The organism is Stappia sp. ABD4_338 (assembly GCF_056312175.1).
The window spans coordinates 3,014,864-3,033,582 of the sequence record NZ_CM149982.1; the positions used below are offsets into that span (position 1 = coordinate 3,014,864).

The window sequence follows — 18,719 nt, forward strand, 5'->3', positions numbered from 1 at the left end:
TATCGCCTCTTTTTTCCCGCATCCCGCGGCCTAACTGGCTTTGCGGAACGCTTTCGTTCGCAAACGGGAGGCTTTGAGGATATGACGGATACGACAGTGAACCGCCGCACCCTGCTCGCCGGTGCGGCCACGGCAACGCTTGCCGCGCCTGCTCTTCTTTCCACGCTCGGTCCTGTGCGCGCCGCCGCGCCGATGATGGGGGCTTCCGCGCCCGCGTTCCATCGCATCAAGCTCGGCAGCTTCGAAGTCACGACCCTGCGCGACGCCGCACGCGCGATGGACGGCCCGCACCCCATCTTCGGAGAGGACCAGGAAGCCGATGCCGTCGCCGAACTGATGCGGGAAAACAACCTGCCGACGGACAGGATGGTCAACGGTTTCACGCCGGTGCTCGTCAACACCGGGTCCGAACTGGTTCTTTTCGACACCGGCCTTGGCGGGGAGACCGGCAAGCTCGCGGCCCAGCTCGAGGCGGCCGGCTATTCCACCGACCAGATCGACACGGTGGTCATCACCCACATGCACGGCGACCACATCGGCGGACTGATGAAGGATGGCGCTCCTGTCTTCGCCAACGCCCGCTACGTGACCGGCCAGACGGAGTACGACTTCTGGTCCTCCGACGACCGCATGGGCACGGCGGCCGAACGCGGTGCCAACCTGGTGCGCTCCAACGTTGTGCCGCTCGCCGAGAAGATGACCTTCATCGGTGACGGGGACGCGGTCGTTTCCGGCATCACCGGTCTCGACACCTCCGGCCACACGCCGGGCCACATGTCCTTCCATCTGGAAAGCGACGGCCAGGAGCTGATGATCTGGGGCGATGTGGCCAACCACTTCGCCGCCTCCGTCCAGCGTCCCGAGTGGCACGTGCGCTACGACATGGACAAGGAGAAGGCCGTCGCGACCCGCAAGCGCATCTTCGACATGGCGGCGACCGACGGGCTGGCCATCTCCGGCTACCACATGCCCTTTCCCGCCATCGGCTACGTGGAAAAGGTCGGCGAGGGATATCGCTGGACCCCGGCGACCTATCAGTTCGAGCTTTAGGGTGTGGCCCGGGCCGCTCAGGCACGACGATGCATTGTTCAAGGGGCCGGCCAACGCCGGCCCCTTTCTCATGTGACGTGTTCACTCCGCACTGTAGGCGGGCGCGCTGTCCAGAAAGCGGGCGTAGGCATTCGCATCCGGCGGCAGGAACGTTTCCGCCAGGGGATTGCGGCGGCGCTTGCGCGCGCCAATGTCGGCGAGCAGTTCGTCCATATGGCGAAAATGATAGGGCGCTGAACACAGACCGCCATAAACGCGTGCGGCGGGACGAACGGTTCTGCGCCATTTCAGGTGCTCGTCGATCCAGCGCCGCATGTCATCCGGGCCAGGCTGCTTCGCGAGCATCCCGTCCGCGTAGCGCACGAGCCACTGGGCCGCGATATCGCTGGTCAGGACGGTGGCGAAGCTCGAGTTGAACCCCACGCATCCGAGGTCCGGCACGTCTGGATTGGCAACCAGGCGATAGAGCCGGTACTGACCGTCATCGTCGATCAGCGCATCCTTCGTGGCCTCGTCGAGGAAGGGCACCCCAAGTTTCCAGCCGACCGCCTGGATCGCGACATCGACCGGCAGGCGCTCACCGCCCGACAGGATCACCTCGCCGTCCTCATACCTCTCGAAAGTACCTTTCACGGTCCTGATCCTGCCCTTCGAGACGAGGTCGAAGAACCCTTCGGTCGCGATGGACAGGCCACAGGCAATGGTATCGTCCACCGGCGCCTTCGGGCGCAGACCGTTTTTCTTCAATCCGAACTGGAGCGTCAGCAGGGCCTCGAGCCCTCTCCAGTTCGCCCAGACCAGGGGTTTCGTCAGCGCACGGACCACCTTGGCGACCCGCCCCTCGCTCCAGGGCGGGAACATGATCTCCGACGCACGGCAGTAAAGGATGTGCTTGAAGTTCACGAGCCCGGCGAAACGGTAGGGAACACGCCACACCGGCTCCAGATAGACGACCGTCACCTCCTCCGCGCCCTCCTTCACCGCGTTGACGGCAACGTCGGTCGCCGACTTGGAGAAGCCGAGCACCACCACCTTGCGTCCACGCACGATTGCCGGATCGGTGTATTCGCTGGAATGCAGGATGCTGCCACCCCGGGCGACAAATTCGTCGTCGCCCCTGTGCCGCAATCGGTTGGGGTCCGTGAACGTACCGCTGGCGACCACGACGAAGTCGTAGTGCTGGACGCTGCTTTCACCCTCACCGTCCTCGACCGAAAGGTTCCAGCCCCCACTCGCGGCGCGCTCCATGGCGGTCACCGTATGGCGGAAACGGATGAGAGGAAGCAGGCCGAACGTGCCGGCGAAGTCCGTCAGATAGGCATGGACCTGTGCCCCGCTTGGCCACTCCGGATAATCCTCCGGCATGGACAAGCCGGTGTAGCGGTAGAGATCCTTGGGGCTTTGGGTGCGAATGCCCGGATAGGAGCGCGCAGGCCCCCAGACCCCGCCAAGCTCGTGGCTCCGTTCGAGAACGGTGACCTCATGCCCCTTGTCCCGAAAGGCGCGCGCGGACGCAAGTCCGCTCACGCCGGCGCCGATGACGCAGACGCGCTTGCGTTTGACCATGTGAAATGTCCCGGTGTCCGAGGCGTTGCCCCCGTCCGGCGGAGGGCACGCCCTTGCTGTTCAGACGCTCAGCTTGAGCGGATCGAAGGCCATGTCCTCGGGCTTGAGGAAATGCACCTCGCGCAGCGCGGACTGGCGCACGACTTCCGCCGGGTCCCCGAGATTGTGCAGATTGTCGAAGAGCTCGCGCAGGCGCCGTGCCGGACTGACCCAGAAGATCGCGCGCGCGGCGGTGTCGGTCAGATTGTAGTAGCCATGGGGAATGCCCATGGGCATTCGCACCACGTCGCCGGGATGGGCCTGATGGTGCTCGCCATCCAGGTAGAGGTCGAAACGTCCCTCCAGCACGTAGATGAACTCGTCCTGGGTGGGATGGATGTGCGGCGGCACGAAGGTTCCCGGCGGGTCGAGCGTCTCGAAGGAGAAGCATGCCTCGCCTTCGGTCTTCATCCAGTAGGTGTGGCCGAGAATGTTCCACTCCACCCCGTCATGGCCGGTCCCCGCCGGGGTGATGCCCGGATCGGTGTTGACCTTCACCATGTTGGCGATCGCCTTGTTCATAGCAATTCTCCCCTGAAACGCGCCGCAACGCGCGCGGCTTTGATCCGTCCTCTGGTGCGGTGCGTGCTGCCGGTTCGCCGGCGCGCGCGTGTTCTCGCCTCATCATGAAAGCCCGGGTTCGGCGCGGCCGTCTATCCGCTGAACGCAACATCTGTCCGCATGACGACGCGGCGCCCCTTTTGCCGGCTCGCCGTCCCGGATGACGCACCGCCGGGGGCGTGCTAGGCTTTTTTCTCAACAAGGGCCGCGAACGGTCCGGTTTCCAGAGGACGGAACAGTCATGACAGGTGCGCCATGAGGGGGGCGCGCGTGCCGCTTGCCGACCATGCGAAAGTGGCGACGCGAGACGTCCACCAGGCGGCCGAGCAGGTCGGGCGAATTTTCTGCGCGCACCGGCTCAGCCCCCTCGACAGGGCTAAGGACTTCAACGCCCTGCACAACCACCGCCGTTTTCCAGGCGGCTCGATCAACTACGTTTCCTACGGCGGCGACGTGGAGATCGACCCCGGTTGCCTGGAACGCTTCTTCCTGCTCCAGATTCCCTTGCGCGGGTCCGCCGAGATCCGCCTTTCCGGCGGAAGCTGCGAAACCGGCCCCGGCCGCACCGCCTCGCTGCTTTCGCCAACGCGCCCCGCCGTCATGCGCTGGCGCGCATCCTGCGGCCAGCTCATCCTCATGCTCGATCGCGCACCGGTCGAAGCCGCCCTGGCAGACTTGCTCCAGGACGATGTCGGAGATCTGGTGTTCGAGGCGGGAGTGCGCCTCGATGACGGGTTCGGGCAAACGCTCCGCGCGCAGGTTGCCCATCTCGCGGCACTTGCGGACACCGCCGGCGGCGCGTCCGAGCCGGCGCTCGCGCGCCTTGGAGAGACGATCGTCCAGACACTTGTGTGGGGACAAGACAGCACCCACCGGACGCGGCTGCTGGGAACCGCCCCCGAAACCTTCACGCCGCCCGCCCGGATCACCCGGGCACTCGACTATCTGGACGCAAGGCTTGAGGAACCGCTTGACATGGCCGCGCTCGCGCACCACTGCGGCTGCTCCGTCCGGGCCCTGCAGGCGGGCTTCCGGCGGCACCGGGGCGAGACGGTCACGGCCGCGCTCGAACGTCGCCGCCTCGCCCTTCTTCATGAGCGCCTGCTGTCGGGTGATGGCGATGCCAGTGTGACCGAGATGATCCACGCCTGCGGTTTCACGCACCTGGGGCGCGCGGCGCTTGCCTATCGGCGGACCTACGGGGAGCGGCCGAGCGACACATTGAGGCGCTGAAGGGGCACCTGGCGCTTCACCGGCTCGCCTTTCACGATCAGGACGCGACGATCCTGCCTTGTTTTGGCGGGCCTGGCGGCACGATGACGAAACACCCCTGCAATTTACGACGAGGCCGGAGCGGCTTTCCGTCCAAATGGCACTTCCATGTGGTCCGTTTTTCTTTCTAATCGCAGGGAACCCTGACGTTTTTCGGCCTCATCTTTGGCCTGCCATCTTCTTATCCCTCAATGACCTTCTCCCTGACGTCTTCACGTCCGACAGCGCCACCACCTTTCCTTCCGTGGACGACACGGGATCGACCACCGGCTGACAGGCCAGAGGCCGCCGCCGAACCGGAACATGGAAAGGAAACCGACCATGAAGAAGACGATCATCGCGCTTGCCACCCTGAGCCCCCTCGCCTGGGCCGGCGCCGCCGCTGCACAGGGCGTCACCTTCGACGACATCGACGCGGACGGCAGCGGCGAGCTGTCCTATTCGGAGGTGACCGCCGTCATTCCGAACATGACCATGGAGGAGTTCACCGCGGCCGATACGGACGGCAACGGCTCCCTGTCCGAGGCCGAGCTTCAGGCCGTCGCGCAGAAGAACAGCGGCGGCTGATCAAGGACCCTGGACCGGACCGCCCCGCCACCCCGCCGGGGCGGTCCGTTCTTCAGTCGTGCCACGCATCCCTCTTTCAAGCGCAAAATGTTCCTGTTATGTTCACTCTCGGGCTGGCGCTAAGCCCGTCGGCCGAACGGTTCCCAACAGGTGACGTGCAGGGCTTGAAACAATGGGATTTTCACTCCCCCCAGCACCCGATCAGGTGCAAGTGCCCGAGCCGGGTTCGCGGCCCGAAGGCGATATTGCCGGCGCGCGCGGACGCGGTGCAGGCCTCAACATGGCGGGCCGGTTCGAGAAGGAGGCTCTCGAAGCCTTCGATGACGGCTGGGGAACGCTTGACGAAATCCAGGCCCTTCGCACGCAGGTCAACGAGGAACGCGCGCGCACGATCATCACGCGCAATGAGTCGCCCGACATCTCCTTCGATCGCTCGATCAATCCCTACCGGGGGTGCGAGCACGGTTGCATCTATTGTTTCGCCCGGCCGAGCCACGCCTATGTGGGACTTTCGCCGGGGCTCGACTTCGAAAGCCGCCTGACCGTGAAGCCCAATGCGGCCGAGCTTCTCGAGCGCGAGCTTTCCCGGCCGGGCTACACGCCCCGCACCATTGCCATCGGCACGAACACCGACCCCTATCAGCCCATCGAGCGCGACTGGAAGGTGATGCGCGACATCCTTCAGGTGCTCGACCGCTGCAATCACCCGGTGGGCATCGTAACCAAATCGGCGCTGGTTCTGCGCGATCTCGACATTCTGGCGCCAATGGCAGAACGGGGTCTGGTGAAAGTCGCCCTGTCCGTCACCACGCTCGACCGCAAGCTCGCACGCTCCATGGAGCCGCGCGCCGCAACTCCCGAGAAGCGCCTTGCCGCGATCCGGGGACTCAACGAGGCGGGCGTGCCGGCGAGCGTCATGGTCGCCCCCGTCATTCCCGCCCTCACGGATTCCGAGATGGAGAAGATCCTGGAAGCCGCTTATGAAGCAGGGGCGCGAGAGGCCGGATACATCCTTCTCCGGCTGCCCATCGAGGTCAGCCCGCTGTTTCGCGACTGGTTGTTGCGGCACCGGCCGGACAGTTTCCGCCATGTGATGAACCTCATCCGCTCCATGCGCGGCGGAAAGGACTATGATGCCCAGTGGCAGAAGCGGATGAAGGGCGAAGGTCCCTATGCAGACCAGCTCGCCAGGCGGTTCCAGATTGCCGCGAAACGCATCGGCTTCAACCAGCGCCGCAGAAGCCTTTCCGCGGAGAACTTCCTTGCCCCCCAGGCCGGCGGGGTACAGCTCAGGCTTTTCTAGGGGGCCCCATAAACGAGGCATGTCCGGGGCCGAGGCTTGTCAGGCGGGACCGGATTGGGCAGGACTGTCCGCAACACGCCGCCCTTCGCCTGCTCACACCTCCAAGGATTGCCCATGTCCCAGAAAGGCGCGATGCCGCTCTTCGACAGGATCGACGTTCCGGAAACGATGGATCCGGAAGCGGAAGCCCGGATCGCGGCGACTTTCGACAACCGGCTCGCGGGCATCGATGAAGCGGGGCGCGGCCCCTGGGCCGGGCCGGTCGCCGTGGCGGCCGTGATTCTGGCACCAGGCGACATTCCGCAAGGACTTGCCGATTCCAAGGCGTTGAGCGAAGCCACCCGTGAAGGTCTTTACGAGGAGATCCTCGCCAAGGCCCACGTGGGACTGGCCTTCGCGTCGCCGGCTACAATCGACTCGCTCAACATTCGTGCCGCCACGCTCGGCGCAATGGCACAGGCGGTCTGCGCACTCGAGATGGCACCCTCCTTCTGCCTTGTCGACGGCCGCGATGTGCCCCCGGGCCTTCCTGCTCCGGGGATCGCGGTCGTGAAGGGCGATGCCCGACTGCAGTGCATCGCCGCCGCGTCCATCGTCGCCAAGGTCGCGCGGGACCGGCTCATGAAGCGCATGGATCCGGTCTGGCCGGACCACGGCCTTGCCCGTCACAAGGGCTATGGCACGGCAGCCCATGCGGCAGCACTTGCCACCGCTGGCGTGACGCCGCTTCACCGCAAGAGCTTTCGTCCGATCGCGACGCTGCTGGATGCCGCCGGCTGATCCCGCCCAAGGCACTGTCGGGCAGCCACCACACAAACGAAAATGGCCCCGGACCGTACGATCCGGGGCCATTTCACTTGTCTCTGGTGATCTCCGGAAGAGCCCGGACGATCCGCCTGATCAGTTGAGGCGGGTCTTGACCTCGGTGATGCTCTTGGAGAGCAGGTCGTCGCCGACCTTGCCCGGCACCGTCTTTTCAAGGATCTCGCGAGCCGCCATGACGGCCAGATCGGTTGCCCTGGCGCGGACCTCGGCAATCGCCTGCCCCTCGGCCTGGGAGATCTTGGCCTCTGCGGCGGCGGTGCGGCGCGCGATGAGATCGTCAAGCGCCTCGTTGGCCTCGACGGTCATGCGCTCTGCCTCGCGCTTTGCCTCAGCAACGATGCCCTCGGCCTCGGCTTCCGCCTCGTTGCGGCGGCGCTGGTAGTCGGCGAGAAGGGCCTGGGCCTCCTCGCGCAGACGGCGGGCGTCATCGAGTTCCTTGCGGATGGTGTCCGCGCGCTTGTCCAGCGCGCCGGAAATCATGCCCGGAACCTTGTAATAGGCAATGATGCCCAGGAAGAGAATGAGGCCGACCAGGGCCCATGCTGTGGCGTCCATCAGAGCGTCCTCACTTCATCGCCGCGTCGACGGCCTTTTTCAGGTCCGCCTTCGTCGGCGCCTTGCCGACAAGGCTCTCGACGAGAGCGGCAGTGGTCTCTGAAGCAATCTCGCCAACGCTGGCGAGAGCCTCGCCCTTGATCTCGGAGATGCGCTTCTCGGCGGCCGAAAGCTTCTCGGAGAGCTGGCCCTCGGTCTCCTCGCGGCGGCGATCGATATCGGCCTTCAGCTTGTCGCGCGTCTCCTGCGCGATGCCGTGAGCCTTGTCGCGCGCCTCCGCAAGCGCCTGCTCGTAAGCGGCGATGGCGGCGTTGCTTTCCTCGTTCAGGCGGTTCGCCTCGGCGAGGTCGCCGGCAATTCGGTCGCGGCGATCCTCGAGGATGCCGCTGATGCGCGGAAGCGCAACCTTGCTCATGATCCAGTAGAGCAGGCCGAAGGTGATGGCCAGCCACAGGATCTGCGAGGCATAGGTCGAGCCGTCAAACGGCGGGAACGTGCCGACCGAATGCTCGTCGGCGGGAATCTCGATAACGCCGTGGGCGTTGCTATCGCTCTGGGACTCGGCGCCGGTCGTGGCCATTTTCGTCTCCAATGCCGCAGACAGTCACGCATCCGGGATGCCGGATGCGCAGCCGGGCGCAAGACCTGCGCCCGGCCGAACTTTTGCGTCGCTGACGCTGATCTAACGCGGTCTTAGACGGCGAAGAGCAGGAGAAGAGCGACGAGAAGCGAGAAGATGCCGAGCGCCTCGGTCACGGCAAAGCCGAAGATGAGGCGGCCGAACTGGCCGTCGGCGGCAGACGGGTTGCGCAGCGCGCCCGAGAGGTAGCTGCCGAAAATGTTGCCGAGGCCGAGAGCGGTACCGGCCATGCCGAGGCAGGCGAGACCCGCACCGATGTACTTTGCTGCTTCAGCTTCCATGACACTTGCTCCTTGAGATGAGATTGCAGCGACGTAACGACGGCTCCGCCTTATTGCGGAGCCGAACCAAACTGACTTCTAGTGGCTCGGATGCAGGGCATCGTTGAGGTACATGCAAGTCAGAACCGTGAACACGTAGGCCTGAAGGAAGGCCACGAGGAACTCGAGACCGGTCAGGGCCACCGTCATGCCGAGCGGCAGGATGGAGAAGACCGGGCCGAACACGCCAAGCCCTTCCGCCGCGAGGAGCGACGTGACGAAGCCGGCGAAGACCTTGAGCGTGATGTGACCCGCAAGCATGTTCGCGAAAAGACGAACCGACAGGCTGACCGGACGCGACAGGAACGAGATGATCTCGATCGGCGTCACGAGAATGAACAGCGCGGGCGGCACGCCATCCGGCGTGAACAGCTTGAGGAACTTCAGCCCGTGGCGGGCGAAGCCGTAGACCAGCACGGTCCCGATCACCAGGATCGACAGAGCGAAGGTGACGATGATGTGGCTGGTGACGGTGAAGAAGTAGGGGAACATGCCGAGCAGGTTCGCCATCAGGACGAACATGAACAGCGAAAACACGAGCGGGAAGAAGCGCATCCCCTCGTTGCCGGCTGAACTTCGCAAGGTTCCGGCAACGAACTCGTAGCTCATTTCCGCGATCGACTGCCAGCGGCCGGGAACGAGGCCGCGCCCGCTCGTCGACAGGATCAGGAACATGGCCACGGTCGCGGTCGTCACGACCATGAAAAGAGCCGAATTGGTGAAGGACAGATCAAGCCCGCCGACCTCGATCGGAACAAGCTTGGTAATCTGGAACTGATGGATCGGGTCGTTCGCCACCGGGTCAGCCCCTCTTTAGCGGTCGCATGGAACGCTTTCGCGCCGTATCTGGTTCAGGTCCGTCCGTCACGGTCGCCTCGACGCTCCTGCGCTGGGTCCGCCACAACTCCGGCGGATCGCAACACATTGAGCACCCCGGCAACGAAGCCCAGCAGCAAGAACACGATCAGCCCCCAGGGAGACGTGCCTGCACTGCGGTCAATCAACCAGCCGATCCCCGCTCCAACCAGAACGCCGGCGACGAACTCCGTCGATAGCTTCATGGCCTGAGCGGCTCCCTGACCCGTGGACGAGGTGCTTGCCGGACCGGATTTCTCCTTGGTTCCGGATCGCTCCTCGAGCTCACGAACCAGCCGGCTCCTTCGCTCGGACAGTTCCGCTTCCGTGAGCCGCCTCTCGCTGTCCGGTCCGTTCCTGTCCGGAGACATCACCTGCCGTCTCCTTTTCTCGAACCACACCGGCGAACGCCGCCTGCCCCTGAAAGTCGGGCGCACCATAGTCGGCACCCCCGCCCCTGTCAAGGCGACATAGAGTGCATTCAACCTATTGTTTTATATCGCTTTTCCAGTCCACACACAGGCGCGCAACAGTCCCTTGCGCGCTTTTTGCCGGCCGCCCCGCGCAGCCTCGATGCCCGCTTACACGACCTCGAGGAATCGCTCCGCGGTCTCCAGGTCGACGGAGACGAGCTGCGAGACCCCGCGCTCGGCCATGGTCACGCCGAAAAGCCGGTTCATCCGCGCCATCGTGATCGGATTGTGAGTGATGACGACAAAGCGGGTCGCGGTGGAGCGCGTCATCTCGTCAAGAAGGTCGCAGTAGCGCTCGACATTGGCGTCATCCAGCGGCGCATCGACCTCGTCGAGCACGCAGATGGGCGCCGGATTGGTCAGGAAGACGGCAAAGATCAGCGCCATCGCGGTGAGCGCCTGTTCGCCACCCGACAAAAGGGTCATCGTCTGCGGCTTCTTGCCGGGCGGGCGGGCGATGATCTCGAGGCCGGCATCGAGCGGATCATCGGCATCGACGAGTTGAAGCTCGGCCGTTCCGCCGCCGAAGAGATGCGTGAAGAGACGCTGGAAATGCCCGTTCACGGTGTCGAAGGCGTTGAGAAGCCGTTCGCGCGCCTCGCGATTGATGTTGGAGATCGCGCCGCGAAGCCGTTTGATCGCCTCGATCAGATCGTCGCGTTCGCCGGTCAGCGTGCCGCGCTGGTCCTCGATCTCCCGCAGCTCGTCCTCGGCGCGCAGGTTGACGCCCCCAAGGCGCTCACGCTCCGCCTTGAGACGTTCAACGCGCCGCTCGATGGAGTCGGGATCGGGCAGCGGTGCGCCTTCCTTCAGTCCCGCAAGCCCCGGCAGTGCGGTCACGGGCACTTCCAGGGCCTCGTCGATCAGAGCCTCGATCTCGGCCTTGCGCGATGTGGCCGCCCCCAGCCTCTCCTCGGCGCGAATCTTTCGCTCACGCGCCTGCGAGAGCGCGGACAACGCAGCCTGTGCGGCCTGATCCGCCTCTCGCTGATGCGTCTCGGCGGCGACCAGCGCGTCGTCGGCCGCCTGCCTCTCGGCTTCCGCCCTTGAAATCCCGCTCAGCAAGTCGCGACGACGGATCTCGATGTCGTCGGGTGCCTCGATCAGGTCCGCACGCTCCTCTTCCGCAGCTTCCATGCGGTCGCGAAGCGTCTCCACCTGTTCGCGGGCTCCGGCCGCACGCTGGGTCCAGGCGGCCCGTTCACGCGCGATCGCCTCGACGCGACGGCGTCGCATCTCGCCTTCCCTGGCGATTCCCTCGGCCGCCGCGCGCTCGCGCGACTGAGCGGCCCTGGCTTCGGAAAGAGCGGCGCGCGCTTCCTCGATCGCCCGGGCAAGTCCCTCGTCTTCCTCGATCTCGCGCATGGCCTCGCCCGCCTCCGCAGCCGCCATGCGTGCATCCTCGAGGTCTCCGGTCAGACGCTCCAGCGCATCGCGCAGCGAGCCGAGACGCGCCTCGGCCTCGGCATGGGCACGTTCCAGCCGCAGCACGCGCTGCCGTTCGGTCTCCGCCTGACCACGCAGGTCGCGAACACGCTGGCGCGCCGCTCCTTCCGCATCCCCCGCCTGCCGCAGGGCCTCTCCCAGTTCCTCGAACCCGGCTCGCCTTGCCTCGAGCGTCTCCGCGGCAAGCGCGATCTCGCCATCCAGCGCGGCAAGACGATTCTTGCGCGCAAGGCGTTGCGCGGCCGGTGTCGGCGCATCGGCATCGATCCGAAAGCCGTCCCAGCGCCACAGGGCGCCGTCCCGCGTCACGAGACGCTGGCCGGGTGCGAGCGCGCGGGCCAGCACCTCCCCCTGCCCGGATTCCACGACGCCGATCTGGGCAAGCCTACGGGCGAGCGCGCCGGGCGCCTCGACATGGGCGGAGAGAGGTTCCGCGCCGGCGGGCAACGATGGATCATCCTGCTTCCCGCCTTCGTCGGCGTTCGACCAGCGCATGGGAGCATCGCCACCGAGCGGGGCGTCCAGGTCCTCGCCCAGGGCCGCGCCCAGCGCGGTTTCGTAGCCCGGACTGGCGGACATGTCCTCGACCACGGCCGGCCGGTCGCCGGACTGCCCCTCGCCCAGAACCTCCGCGAGCGTTCGGGCTTCCGTTTCCAGCCTGGAGAGCGCCGCCTCAGCCTCGCCGAGCGGCGCACGCGCGCCCTCGTGGCGCGCCCGGGCGGACGCGGTGCGCTCCTCCGCTTCCAGCACGTCCTCCTCGGCGCGTGCCAGAACCTCCTCCGCCAGCATGAGAGCCTCGCGACCGGCTTCCAGGTCGGGCGCGTCCTCGACTTCGGCCTCGAGCCTCACAAGGTCGGCGCGCGCCGCCTCGTGCTGACGCGAAAGCTTGTCGGACCGCGCGCGCGCGGCCTCGAAGGCCTCGGCCAGTTGACGGCGGCGGGCGAGAATGCCCGCCTGTTCCTGGGTCAGCGCGGACACGCGCTCCTCGGCACCGGCCACCACCGCATCTGCTTCTTCCACCCGCACGGCGGCCTCGGCGGCACGTTCCTCTTCCTCCAGCGTCTCGGTGCGCAGTTCCTCTTCTTCCTCGGCCAGGGTCGCGAGATGACCGTCGTTGTCGGCCAGCAGGCTCTCCTCGCGGGCAATGTCCTGATGAAGCTGTTGCAGCCGGCGGGAGAGATCCTCAAGCCGCTCGCGCACCCGGCGCTCCTCGCCATCGAGTTCGTTGCGTGCAATGACGAGCCGCTGAAGCGCGGCGCCGGCCTTCGCCGATGCCTCGCGCATTTCCGGAACCTTGTGCGCGGCGATCGCCTGAACACGGGCCGCCTCGCCCTGAAGAGCGGCCGCCTCGCCCATCGATGTCTCCGCCGCCCGGAATTCCTCCTCGGCGGAGGAGAGACGGTCACGACAGTCCAGCCAGCGCAGGTAATAGAGGCTGGCCTCGGCGGAACGGATTTCGGCGGACAGATTGCGGAATCGCCCGGCCTGACGCGCCTGCCGGCGCAGACTGTCGACCTGGCCGTCGATCTGGACAAGCACGTCCTCCAGCCTGTCGAGGTTCTGCTCGGCGGCACGCAAGCGCAGTTCGGCCTCGTGCCGGCGCGAATGAAGCCCGGAAATCCCGGCGGCCTCTTCCAGGATCTGGCGGCGGGAGGTCGGCTTGGCCGCGATGAGTTCGCCGATCTGTCCCTGACGCACAAGGGCCGGCGACCGCGCACCGGTGGAGGCATCCGCAAAGAGAAGCTGCACGTCGCGGGCGCGCACGTCCCGGGCATTGATCTTGTAGTTGGAGCCGGATTCACGCTCGATACGGCGGGTAACCTCAAGTGTGTCCGCATCGTTGAAACCGGCGGGCGCCGTGCGATCCGAATTGTCGAGGAACAGCGTCACCTCGGCCGTGTTGCGCGCCGGACGGTTGAGGCTGCCGGAGAAGATGACGTCGTCCATGCCGGACGCACGCATGTTCTTGTAGGAATTTTCGCCCATCACCCAGCGAAGGGATTCGACGAGGTTGGACTTGCCGCATCCGTTGGGACCGACCACACCGGTCAGCCCGTCCCCGATGATGAACTCCATCGGCTCGACGAAGGACTTGAAGCCGAGAACACGAAGCTTGGAGAATTTCATGGACGGGCCGCCCCGCCCGAGGACAGGCATTCGGCAGGCGAACAGCAGCAGACGCGCGGGCGCAAGCGCACCCGCGAGACACACCTGCGAACTGCCGCATTTGCCGCCATTCGTGCCCGGCCCCTGATCTCCTGACGCGCGACATCACGCGAAAGATCGTGAAAGGCCGGGCCGCACGTGGCCCCGGCGTCCGATCCTTGTGTCGATCAGACCCCGGCGTCAGGCGCGGCCGATCCGGCCATCAAAGGTATTTTGCAATTTCCGCGTCGAGTTGCGCAACCGTCAGCGCGCCACCAACCATGTTTCCGTCGAAGAAGAACGTCGGGGTCGACTTGACACCGAACTTCTCGCCGGCCCGCGTACGGATCGCGGTGATGCTGTCGAGCAGCTTCTGGTCCCCGAGGGTCTTCTCGGCGGTCTCTTTGGTATAGCCGATCTGCTGACCGAGCTTGAGAAGCGCCGTATACGGATCGTCGGTGAAGGCCCACGAAGACTGGGTCTCGAACATCAGGTCGATGGCATCGAAATACTTGTCCTCGGGCAAGCCGCGGGCAAGCATGAAGGCAGCGGCTGCGACCGGGTCGAGCGGGAACTCGCGGAAGACGAACCGCACCTTGCCCGTATCGATGTACTCCGACTTGAGGTGCGGATAGCTGTACTTGTGGAAGTTTGCACAGTGGCCGCACGTCATCGAGGCGTACTCGACAATCGTCAGCGGCGCATCCTCGGAGCCGAGGACCATCTCGGGCAGCGGGCCCGGCGTCATCAGTTCCTCGACATCGACGGACTGGGCAAAAGCCGGCAACGCGTTGAGCGCAAAACCTGCGGCGGCAAGTCCGGCGGAGGAACGAATGAGAAGCTGGCGGCGGTTCAAACGCACGGGGATACTCCCATAGGATACGGTCACGACGACTCGAAGGCTGTTTAGCGCCTCATACGATCCGGTCAACCGACAAGGAGAATATGGCGTCTTTGGGAAGGCGGAAAGCTTCGAGGCTCCATGCACTTCACATTTTCGCGACACCGCGCGCCAAGGCCGGCCAACGCGACAGCCCGACCATCTTCGCCAGGCCCGGGCCATTCATCGTTGCCGGGCAAAAGCCCTCGCGTCAGCGCGTCTTCGCGAGCACCGCGCGGCCAAGCTTCTCCAGCGCGGCCCCCAGCCTGGTGTTCCCGACACCGGCGAGCTTGTCGGAGAGTTCCGCTTCCTCGTCCGCGGTCAGTGGACGCGGTTTCCGGGGCGGCGTGCGTTTCGGCGGCGTCAGGGGGCGCTGCAGGATCCGGATGCGTCCGATCGCGCCCCAGCCGAAGAAGGTGTTGATACGCTCCACCACCTGACCGATGTCATGCGTCAAAAGAAGTGCCGTGGCGCCGTCCGTCTGGACAACGAGCGTGGCAGGCTGCGCCTCGGGATCGCTCACGCCTTCGGGAACACGCGGCCAGTCCACGCGCAGGGGCTGAACCTTGCCGGCATAACGTTCGCCGACGATGTCCGGCCAGTCCACGACAAGATCGGCGGCGGCAAAGCCACGCCTGCGGCAGGACCGCTCCAGCGTCTTTCCGATCAGGTCACCGATGGGGCGCGCACGGGTCACCCTTCGCAGGCTGGAGGGCTGCGCGGGCTTTCTCGACACGGCATGTTGGCGCGAATCGCTCATGTGGGCCAGTCGACTCCGGAATTGGGACAATTTCGCGACACCGCCGTCCTTCCACGCGCGAAGATAATTGCCCTCACCCCGTCCACAGCTTTGCCACAGCAATGTCCGTGAAACGCTTGAATTCGCCGGACGCACGCCGATCCTTCACCGGAACACGAAAATGGAAGCCCCCTCCCTCATGACATCCCTCGCGGCCGAACTCCTGGACTGGTACGACCGACACGCGCGCACGCTGCCGTGGCGCGTGGGGCCGAGGGAGCGCGCCAGGGGAAAACGCCCCGATCCCTATCGGGTGTGGCTGTCCGAAATCATGCTTCAGCAAACCACCGTTCAGGCCGTGAAACCCTATTTCGATGCCTTCACGGCGCGGTGGCCCGACGTTTCGGCGCTCGCGAACGAGGACGAGGCGGAGGTGATGAAGGCCTGGGCGGGGCTTGGCTACTACTCGCGCGCCCGCAACCTGAAGGCCTGCGCGGAAGCGGTTGCCCGTGACCATGACGGCCGCTTCCCGGATACGGAAGAGGCCTTGCGCGCGCTGCCGGGCATCGGCCCCTATACGGCGGCGGCGATCGCGGCCATCGCCTTCGACCGGCCGGCTGCGGTTGTCGACGGCAATGTGGAGCGGGTCATGACCCGCCTTCGCGCCATGGAAATACCGCTGCCCGACGCCAAGCCGCAGATCCGCGAAGAGACGGCCGCCCTGGTCCCGACGCACCGTCCGGGAGACTTCGCACAGGCCATGATGGACCTCGGGGCAACGATCTGCTCGCCGAGAAAACCCGCATGCGCCCTGTGTCCCTGGATCACACCGTGCGCCGGACGCGCGGCGGGCATCGCGGAAACCCTGCCGCGAAAGGCTCCGAAGAAGGCAAAACCGACACGGCACGGCATGGCTTTCGTCGTAGAACGGGCCGACGGCGCGGTCCTGCTGCGCCGCCGACCGCCGAAGGGACTTCTCGGCGGCATGAGCGAACCGCCGGTCAGCGCGTGGGGAGAAGGCGTGGCCAAGGACGACCTTGCCGCCGTTCCGCCGGAGCTTGATGCAATGGGTCTCGACTGGCGGCGCGTGCCGACGGACGTGCGCCACACCTTCACGCATTTTCATCTTGAACTCGCGGTGTGGCATGCGCGCGCGCCGCTTGAGGCCGAAGCCCCCGACGGCTGCTGGTGGTCCGGTGCGAACGCCCTTTCCGGCGAGGCCCTGCCGACCGTCATGCGCAAGGCCATGGAGGCCGGCACACGGCGCTGAGCCAACGTCACGGACGTGCCTGTCAAAGCCGTTGCGCTTTTCCGCAAACTGCATCATAGACGCTCGTCCCGAGTGGGCATCGTTCCAGCCGTTGCGGAGACTTCGGCCATGTTCACGCATTCCATGCCTGCGCTTTTTTCCCGCGCCGAGGCCGCCGAAGTGATCCGGCTGGCCGAAGACGCCCATCAGGCGACCGGCGGCCTCGTCGGCGGTCTCCAGCATCACAACATCCGGCGGGCGGACATCGCCTGGCTCGACGACAAGAGCTCCGCCTCCTGGGTCATGGAGCGTATCGTCGCCGGCGTCGCGCGGGCGAACCGCGAGCGCTTCGACTTCGACATCACCGATTTCAGCGAGCGGCTTCAGGTCGCGACCTATGACGAGAGCGTCGCCGGGCACTACGACTGGCATTCCGATATCGGCGACGGTCCGCTCGCACGGCGACGCAAGCTCACGATCGTGGTGCAACTGAGCGAGACTGACGCCTATGACGGCGGAGCGCTGGAGATCAACCTCGGCGGAGCTGTACAGGCGAGCGAGCGGGGCATCGGCGATGCCACGCTCTTCGCCTCCTTCATGCTCCATCGGGTGGCACCGGTGACATCCGGCCGACGCCGGTCACTCACCTGCTGGTGCCACGGGCCGGCTTTCCGATAGGGTGTAGCCTACTGGAACGCGGTTTCGGCGAAGGAGCGCAGCTTGCGTGAATGAAGGCGCTCGCGCGGCATCGCGCGCAGCTTCTCCATCGCGGCAATGCCGATCTTGAGATGCTGGGCGACCTGCCTCTTGTAGAAATCGGTTGCCATGCCCGGCAGCTTCAGTTCGCCGTGAAGCGGCTTGTCCGACACGCAAAGAAGCGTGCCATAGGGGACGCGGAAGCGGAAGCCATTGGCGGCGATGGTCGCCGATTCCATGTCGAGACCGATTGCGCGCGACTGGGAGAACCGCTGCACCGGCTCCCGGTGGTCGCGAAGCTCCCAGTTGCGGTTGTCGATGGAGGCGACCGTTCCCGTGCGCATCACGCGCTTGAGTTCGTAGCCGGCGAGCCCCGTGACCTCCTCGACCGCCTGCTCGAGCGCCACCTGCACCTCCGCGAGCGGCGGGATCGGCACCCAGGGCGGCAGGTCCGCGTCCAGCACGTGGTCCTCCCGCACGTAGCCATGCGCAAGGACGTAGTCGCCGAGTTTCTGGCTGTTTCTCAGACCCGCGCAATGCCCAAGCATCAGCCAGGCATGGGACCGCAGGACCGCCACATGGTCGGTGATCGTCTTCGCGTTGGAGGGACCAACGCCGATGTTCACCATGGTGATGCCCGAATGATCCGGGCGCACCAGATGATAGGCCGGCATCTGCGGCAACCGGGAAGGCCTCTCACCGGAGAGCGAGCCGTCCGGGGCGACTGTGATGTTGCCCGGCTCGACGAAATGGGTGTAGCCGCTGCCCTCCTGCGCCATCAGCTCGCCGGCCAGTCGGCAGAACTCGTCAATGTAGAACTGATAGTTGGTCAGGATCACAAAATTCTGGAAATGCTCCGCCGCCGTCGCGGTGTAGTGCTGCAGGCGATGCAGGGAGTAGTCGACGCGCGGCGCCGTGAAAGGCGCAAGCGGCCGCGCCATGCCGGCGGCGACTTCATGGGTGCCGTTGACGATCGCGTCGTCCAGGATCGACAGGTCCGGAAGGTCGAAGACATCGGCGAGAGGGTGGTTCAGCGCCTCCGCGACTCCTTCCACATGCGTCCCGTCATAAAATGCGAAATGCAGCGGGATCGGAACGTCGCCGAGTCCGATCTCGACCGGCACCTCGTGGTTGCGCAGCAAGAGTTCGATCTGCTCCCTCAGGTACCCCGCGAAAAGATCCGGGCGCGTCACCGTGGTCGAATGAACTCCAGGGCCCGAGACGAAACCGTAGGCGAGCCGGCTGTCGACCCGCGAGTGGGTCGCGGTGGCGATGCGGATCTGCGGATAGCAGGCCCGCACCCGGCAGGAAGGCAGTTCTCCCGCCACGAAGTCCTTGAAGGCATCGCGCAGGAACGCGGTGTTGGTCGCGAAAATCTCGTTCAGCTGCTCGACGGCGGCATCGGGATCGGTGAAGGCGGCAAAGGGCGGATTGTCCGGCTGTCGCAACGGCATGGCATCGACCGAAGCCCCCGCCCCGCCCGACGCATCCATGCGGGTCGCATGCTCCTTGGGCCGATTGTCGGTGGTCATCGCGGT

Annotated in this window: 17 protein-coding genes and 1 pseudogene; 7 read left to right on the forward strand and 11 right to left on the reverse strand. The window is 65.8% G+C overall.

Going from position 1 to position 18,719, the window contains the following annotated elements; genetic code table 11:
- Positions 1 to 81: 81 nt before the first annotated feature.
- Positions 82 to 1,050 carry an MBL fold metallo-hydrolase gene (locus ACYX4S_RS13560; RefSeq protein ID WP_476360571.1) on the forward strand — a complete coding sequence of 323 codons (969 nt, stop codon included), beginning with the start codon at positions 82 to 84 and terminating at the stop codon, positions 1,048 to 1,050.
- 81 nt (positions 1,051 to 1,131) lie between these two features.
- Here ACYX4S_RS13560 and ACYX4S_RS13565 read toward each other — a convergent pair.
- Positions 1,132 to 2,643 (reverse strand): annotated as a pseudogene (locus ACYX4S_RS13565) (flavin-containing monooxygenase); the annotation flags it as partial.
- A gap of 33 nt (positions 2,644 to 2,676) precedes the next feature.
- Entirely contained in the window at positions 2,677 to 3,177 is a 501-nt protein-coding gene (locus tag ACYX4S_RS13570; RefSeq protein WP_293719502.1) for a cupin domain-containing protein, read from the reverse strand.
- A 294-nt stretch (positions 3,178 to 3,471) separates the two neighbouring features.
- Between ACYX4S_RS13570 and ACYX4S_RS13575 the strand changes: the two genes are divergently transcribed.
- From ACYX4S_RS13575 to ACYX4S_RS13590, 4 genes are all read left to right on the forward strand, one after another.
- Positions 3,472 to 4,449 carry an AraC family transcriptional regulator gene (locus ACYX4S_RS13575; protein WP_476360572.1) on the forward strand — a complete coding sequence of 326 codons (978 nt, stop codon included), beginning with the start codon at positions 3,472 to 3,474 and terminating at the stop codon, positions 4,447 to 4,449.
- A gap of 360 nt (positions 4,450 to 4,809) precedes the next feature.
- The gene (locus ACYX4S_RS13580; protein WP_476360573.1) at positions 4,810 to 5,055 is read left to right on the forward strand and encodes a hypothetical protein; all 246 of its coding nucleotides are present in this window, start codon (positions 4,810 to 4,812) and stop codon (positions 5,053 to 5,055) included.
- A 172-nt stretch (positions 5,056 to 5,227) separates the two neighbouring features.
- Positions 5,228 to 6,358 carry a PA0069 family radical SAM protein gene (locus ACYX4S_RS13585; protein ID WP_476360574.1) on the forward strand — a complete coding sequence of 377 codons (1,131 nt, stop codon included), beginning with the start codon at positions 5,228 to 5,230 and terminating at the stop codon, positions 6,356 to 6,358.
- Positions 6,359 to 6,472: 114 nt separating this feature from the next.
- Positions 6,473 to 7,138: a ribonuclease HII gene (locus ACYX4S_RS13590; protein ID WP_476360575.1), complete on the forward strand. Its 666-nt coding sequence runs from the start codon at positions 6,473 to 6,475 to the stop codon at positions 7,136 to 7,138.
- A gap of 120 nt (positions 7,139 to 7,258) precedes the next feature.
- Here the strand turns inward: ACYX4S_RS13590 and ACYX4S_RS13595 are convergent, their stop codons facing one another.
- The 8 genes from ACYX4S_RS13595 to ACYX4S_RS13630 form a co-directional block, all read right to left on the reverse strand.
- Complete coding sequence (locus ACYX4S_RS13595) at positions 7,259 to 7,738, reverse strand: F0F1 ATP synthase subunit B (protein WP_476360576.1); 480 nt, start codon at positions 7,736 to 7,738, stop codon at positions 7,259 to 7,261.
- Between the two features lie 10 nt (positions 7,739 to 7,748).
- Complete coding sequence (locus ACYX4S_RS13600; protein WP_476360577.1) at positions 7,749 to 8,318, reverse strand: F0F1 ATP synthase subunit B; 570 nt, start codon at positions 8,316 to 8,318, stop codon at positions 7,749 to 7,751.
- 113 nt (positions 8,319 to 8,431) lie between these two features.
- Positions 8,432 to 8,659, reverse strand: coding sequence for a F0F1 ATP synthase subunit C (locus tag ACYX4S_RS13605; RefSeq protein WP_067220716.1), 228 nt, complete (start codon positions 8,657 to 8,659; stop codon positions 8,432 to 8,434).
- A gap of 78 nt (positions 8,660 to 8,737) precedes the next feature.
- Entirely contained in the window at positions 8,738 to 9,496 is a 759-nt protein-coding gene (locus ACYX4S_RS13610; RefSeq protein ID WP_293719484.1) for a F0F1 ATP synthase subunit A, read from the reverse strand.
- Between the two features lie 53 nt (positions 9,497 to 9,549).
- Entirely contained in the window at positions 9,550 to 9,924 is a 375-nt protein-coding gene (locus ACYX4S_RS13615; RefSeq protein WP_293719482.1) for an AtpZ/AtpI family protein, read from the reverse strand.
- A 210-nt stretch (positions 9,925 to 10,134) separates the two neighbouring features.
- A complete protein-coding gene (gene smc / locus ACYX4S_RS13620) occupies positions 10,135 to 13,599 on the reverse strand; it encodes a chromosome segregation protein SMC (protein WP_476360578.1) in 3,465 nt (1,154 codons plus the stop codon).
- 241 nt (positions 13,600 to 13,840) lie between these two features.
- Positions 13,841 to 14,479 carry a DsbA family protein gene (locus ACYX4S_RS13625; RefSeq protein ID WP_476360579.1) on the reverse strand — a complete coding sequence of 213 codons (639 nt, stop codon included), beginning with the start codon at positions 14,477 to 14,479 and terminating at the stop codon, positions 13,841 to 13,843.
- Between the two features lie 229 nt (positions 14,480 to 14,708).
- Entirely contained in the window at positions 14,709 to 15,257 is a 549-nt protein-coding gene (locus ACYX4S_RS13630) for a DUF721 domain-containing protein (protein WP_422068040.1), read from the reverse strand.
- Between the two features lie 178 nt (positions 15,258 to 15,435).
- Here ACYX4S_RS13630 and mutY point away from each other — a divergent pair, with 178 nt between their 5' ends.
- Both mutY and ACYX4S_RS13640 read left to right on the forward strand, forming a co-directional pair.
- On the forward strand, positions 15,436 to 16,506 hold the full coding sequence (mutY, locus tag ACYX4S_RS13635) for an A/G-specific adenine glycosylase (RefSeq protein WP_476360580.1): 1,071 nt from the start codon (positions 15,436 to 15,438) through the stop codon (positions 16,504 to 16,506).
- Between the two features lie 108 nt (positions 16,507 to 16,614).
- Positions 16,615 to 17,163 carry a 2OG-Fe(II) oxygenase gene (locus ACYX4S_RS13640; protein ID WP_476360581.1) on the forward strand — a complete coding sequence of 183 codons (549 nt, stop codon included), beginning with the start codon at positions 16,615 to 16,617 and terminating at the stop codon, positions 17,161 to 17,163.
- 8 nt (positions 17,164 to 17,171) lie between these two features.
- Here the strand turns inward: ACYX4S_RS13640 and ACYX4S_RS13645 are convergent, their stop codons facing one another.
- Positions 17,172 to 18,635 carry an AMP nucleosidase gene (locus tag ACYX4S_RS13645; protein ID WP_476362870.1) on the reverse strand — a complete coding sequence of 488 codons (1,464 nt, stop codon included), beginning with the start codon at positions 18,633 to 18,635 and terminating at the stop codon, positions 17,172 to 17,174.
- Between the last annotated feature and the right edge of the window lie 84 nt (positions 18,636 to 18,719).

What these genes read in the sequence shown, in the direction of transcription:
- ACYX4S_RS13585 (WP_476360574.1), top strand. Translation starts at nt 5,228, where the DNA reads ATGGGATTTTCACTCCCCCCAGCACCCGATCAGGTGCAAGTGCCCGAG.
- ACYX4S_RS13575 (WP_476360572.1), top strand. Translation starts at nt 3,472, where the DNA reads ATGAGGGGGGCGCGCGTGCCGCTTGCCGACCATGCGAAAGTGGCGACG.
- ACYX4S_RS13600 (WP_476360577.1), bottom strand. Translation starts at nt 8,318, where the DNA reads ATGGCCACGACCGGCGCCGAGTCCCAGAGCGATAGCAACGCCCACGGC.
- ACYX4S_RS13560 (WP_476360571.1), top strand. Translation starts at nt 82, where the DNA reads ATGACGGATACGACAGTGAACCGCCGCACCCTGCTCGCCGGTGCGGCC.
- ACYX4S_RS13580 (WP_476360573.1), top strand. Translation starts at nt 4,810, where the DNA reads ATGAAGAAGACGATCATCGCGCTTGCCACCCTGAGCCCCCTCGCCTGG.
- ACYX4S_RS13615 (WP_293719482.1), bottom strand. Translation starts at nt 9,924, where the DNA reads ATGTCTCCGGACAGGAACGGACCGGACAGCGAGAGGCGGCTCACGGAA.
- ACYX4S_RS13590 (WP_476360575.1), top strand. Translation starts at nt 6,473, where the DNA reads ATGTCCCAGAAAGGCGCGATGCCGCTCTTCGACAGGATCGACGTTCCG.
- smc (WP_476360578.1), bottom strand. Translation starts at nt 13,599, where the DNA reads ATGAAATTCTCCAAGCTTCGTGTTCTCGGCTTCAAGTCCTTCGTCGAG.
- mutY (WP_476360580.1), top strand. Translation starts at nt 15,436, where the DNA reads ATGACATCCCTCGCGGCCGAACTCCTGGACTGGTACGACCGACACGCG.
- ACYX4S_RS13595 (WP_476360576.1), bottom strand. Translation starts at nt 7,738, where the DNA reads ATGGACGCCACAGCATGGGCCCTGGTCGGCCTCATTCTCTTCCTGGGC.
- ACYX4S_RS13630 (WP_422068040.1), bottom strand. Translation starts at nt 15,257, where the DNA reads ATGAGCGATTCGCGCCAACATGCCGTGTCGAGAAAGCCCGCGCAGCCC.
- ACYX4S_RS13605 (WP_067220716.1), bottom strand. Translation starts at nt 8,659, where the DNA reads ATGGAAGCTGAAGCAGCAAAGTACATCGGTGCGGGTCTCGCCTGCCTC.
- ACYX4S_RS13645 (WP_476362870.1), bottom strand. Translation starts at nt 18,635, where the DNA reads ATGCCGTTGCGACAGCCGGACAATCCGCCCTTTGCCGCCTTCACCGAT.
- ACYX4S_RS13640 (WP_476360581.1), top strand. Translation starts at nt 16,615, where the DNA reads ATGTTCACGCATTCCATGCCTGCGCTTTTTTCCCGCGCCGAGGCCGCC.
- ACYX4S_RS13570 (WP_293719502.1), bottom strand. Translation starts at nt 3,177, where the DNA reads ATGAACAAGGCGATCGCCAACATGGTGAAGGTCAACACCGATCCGGGC.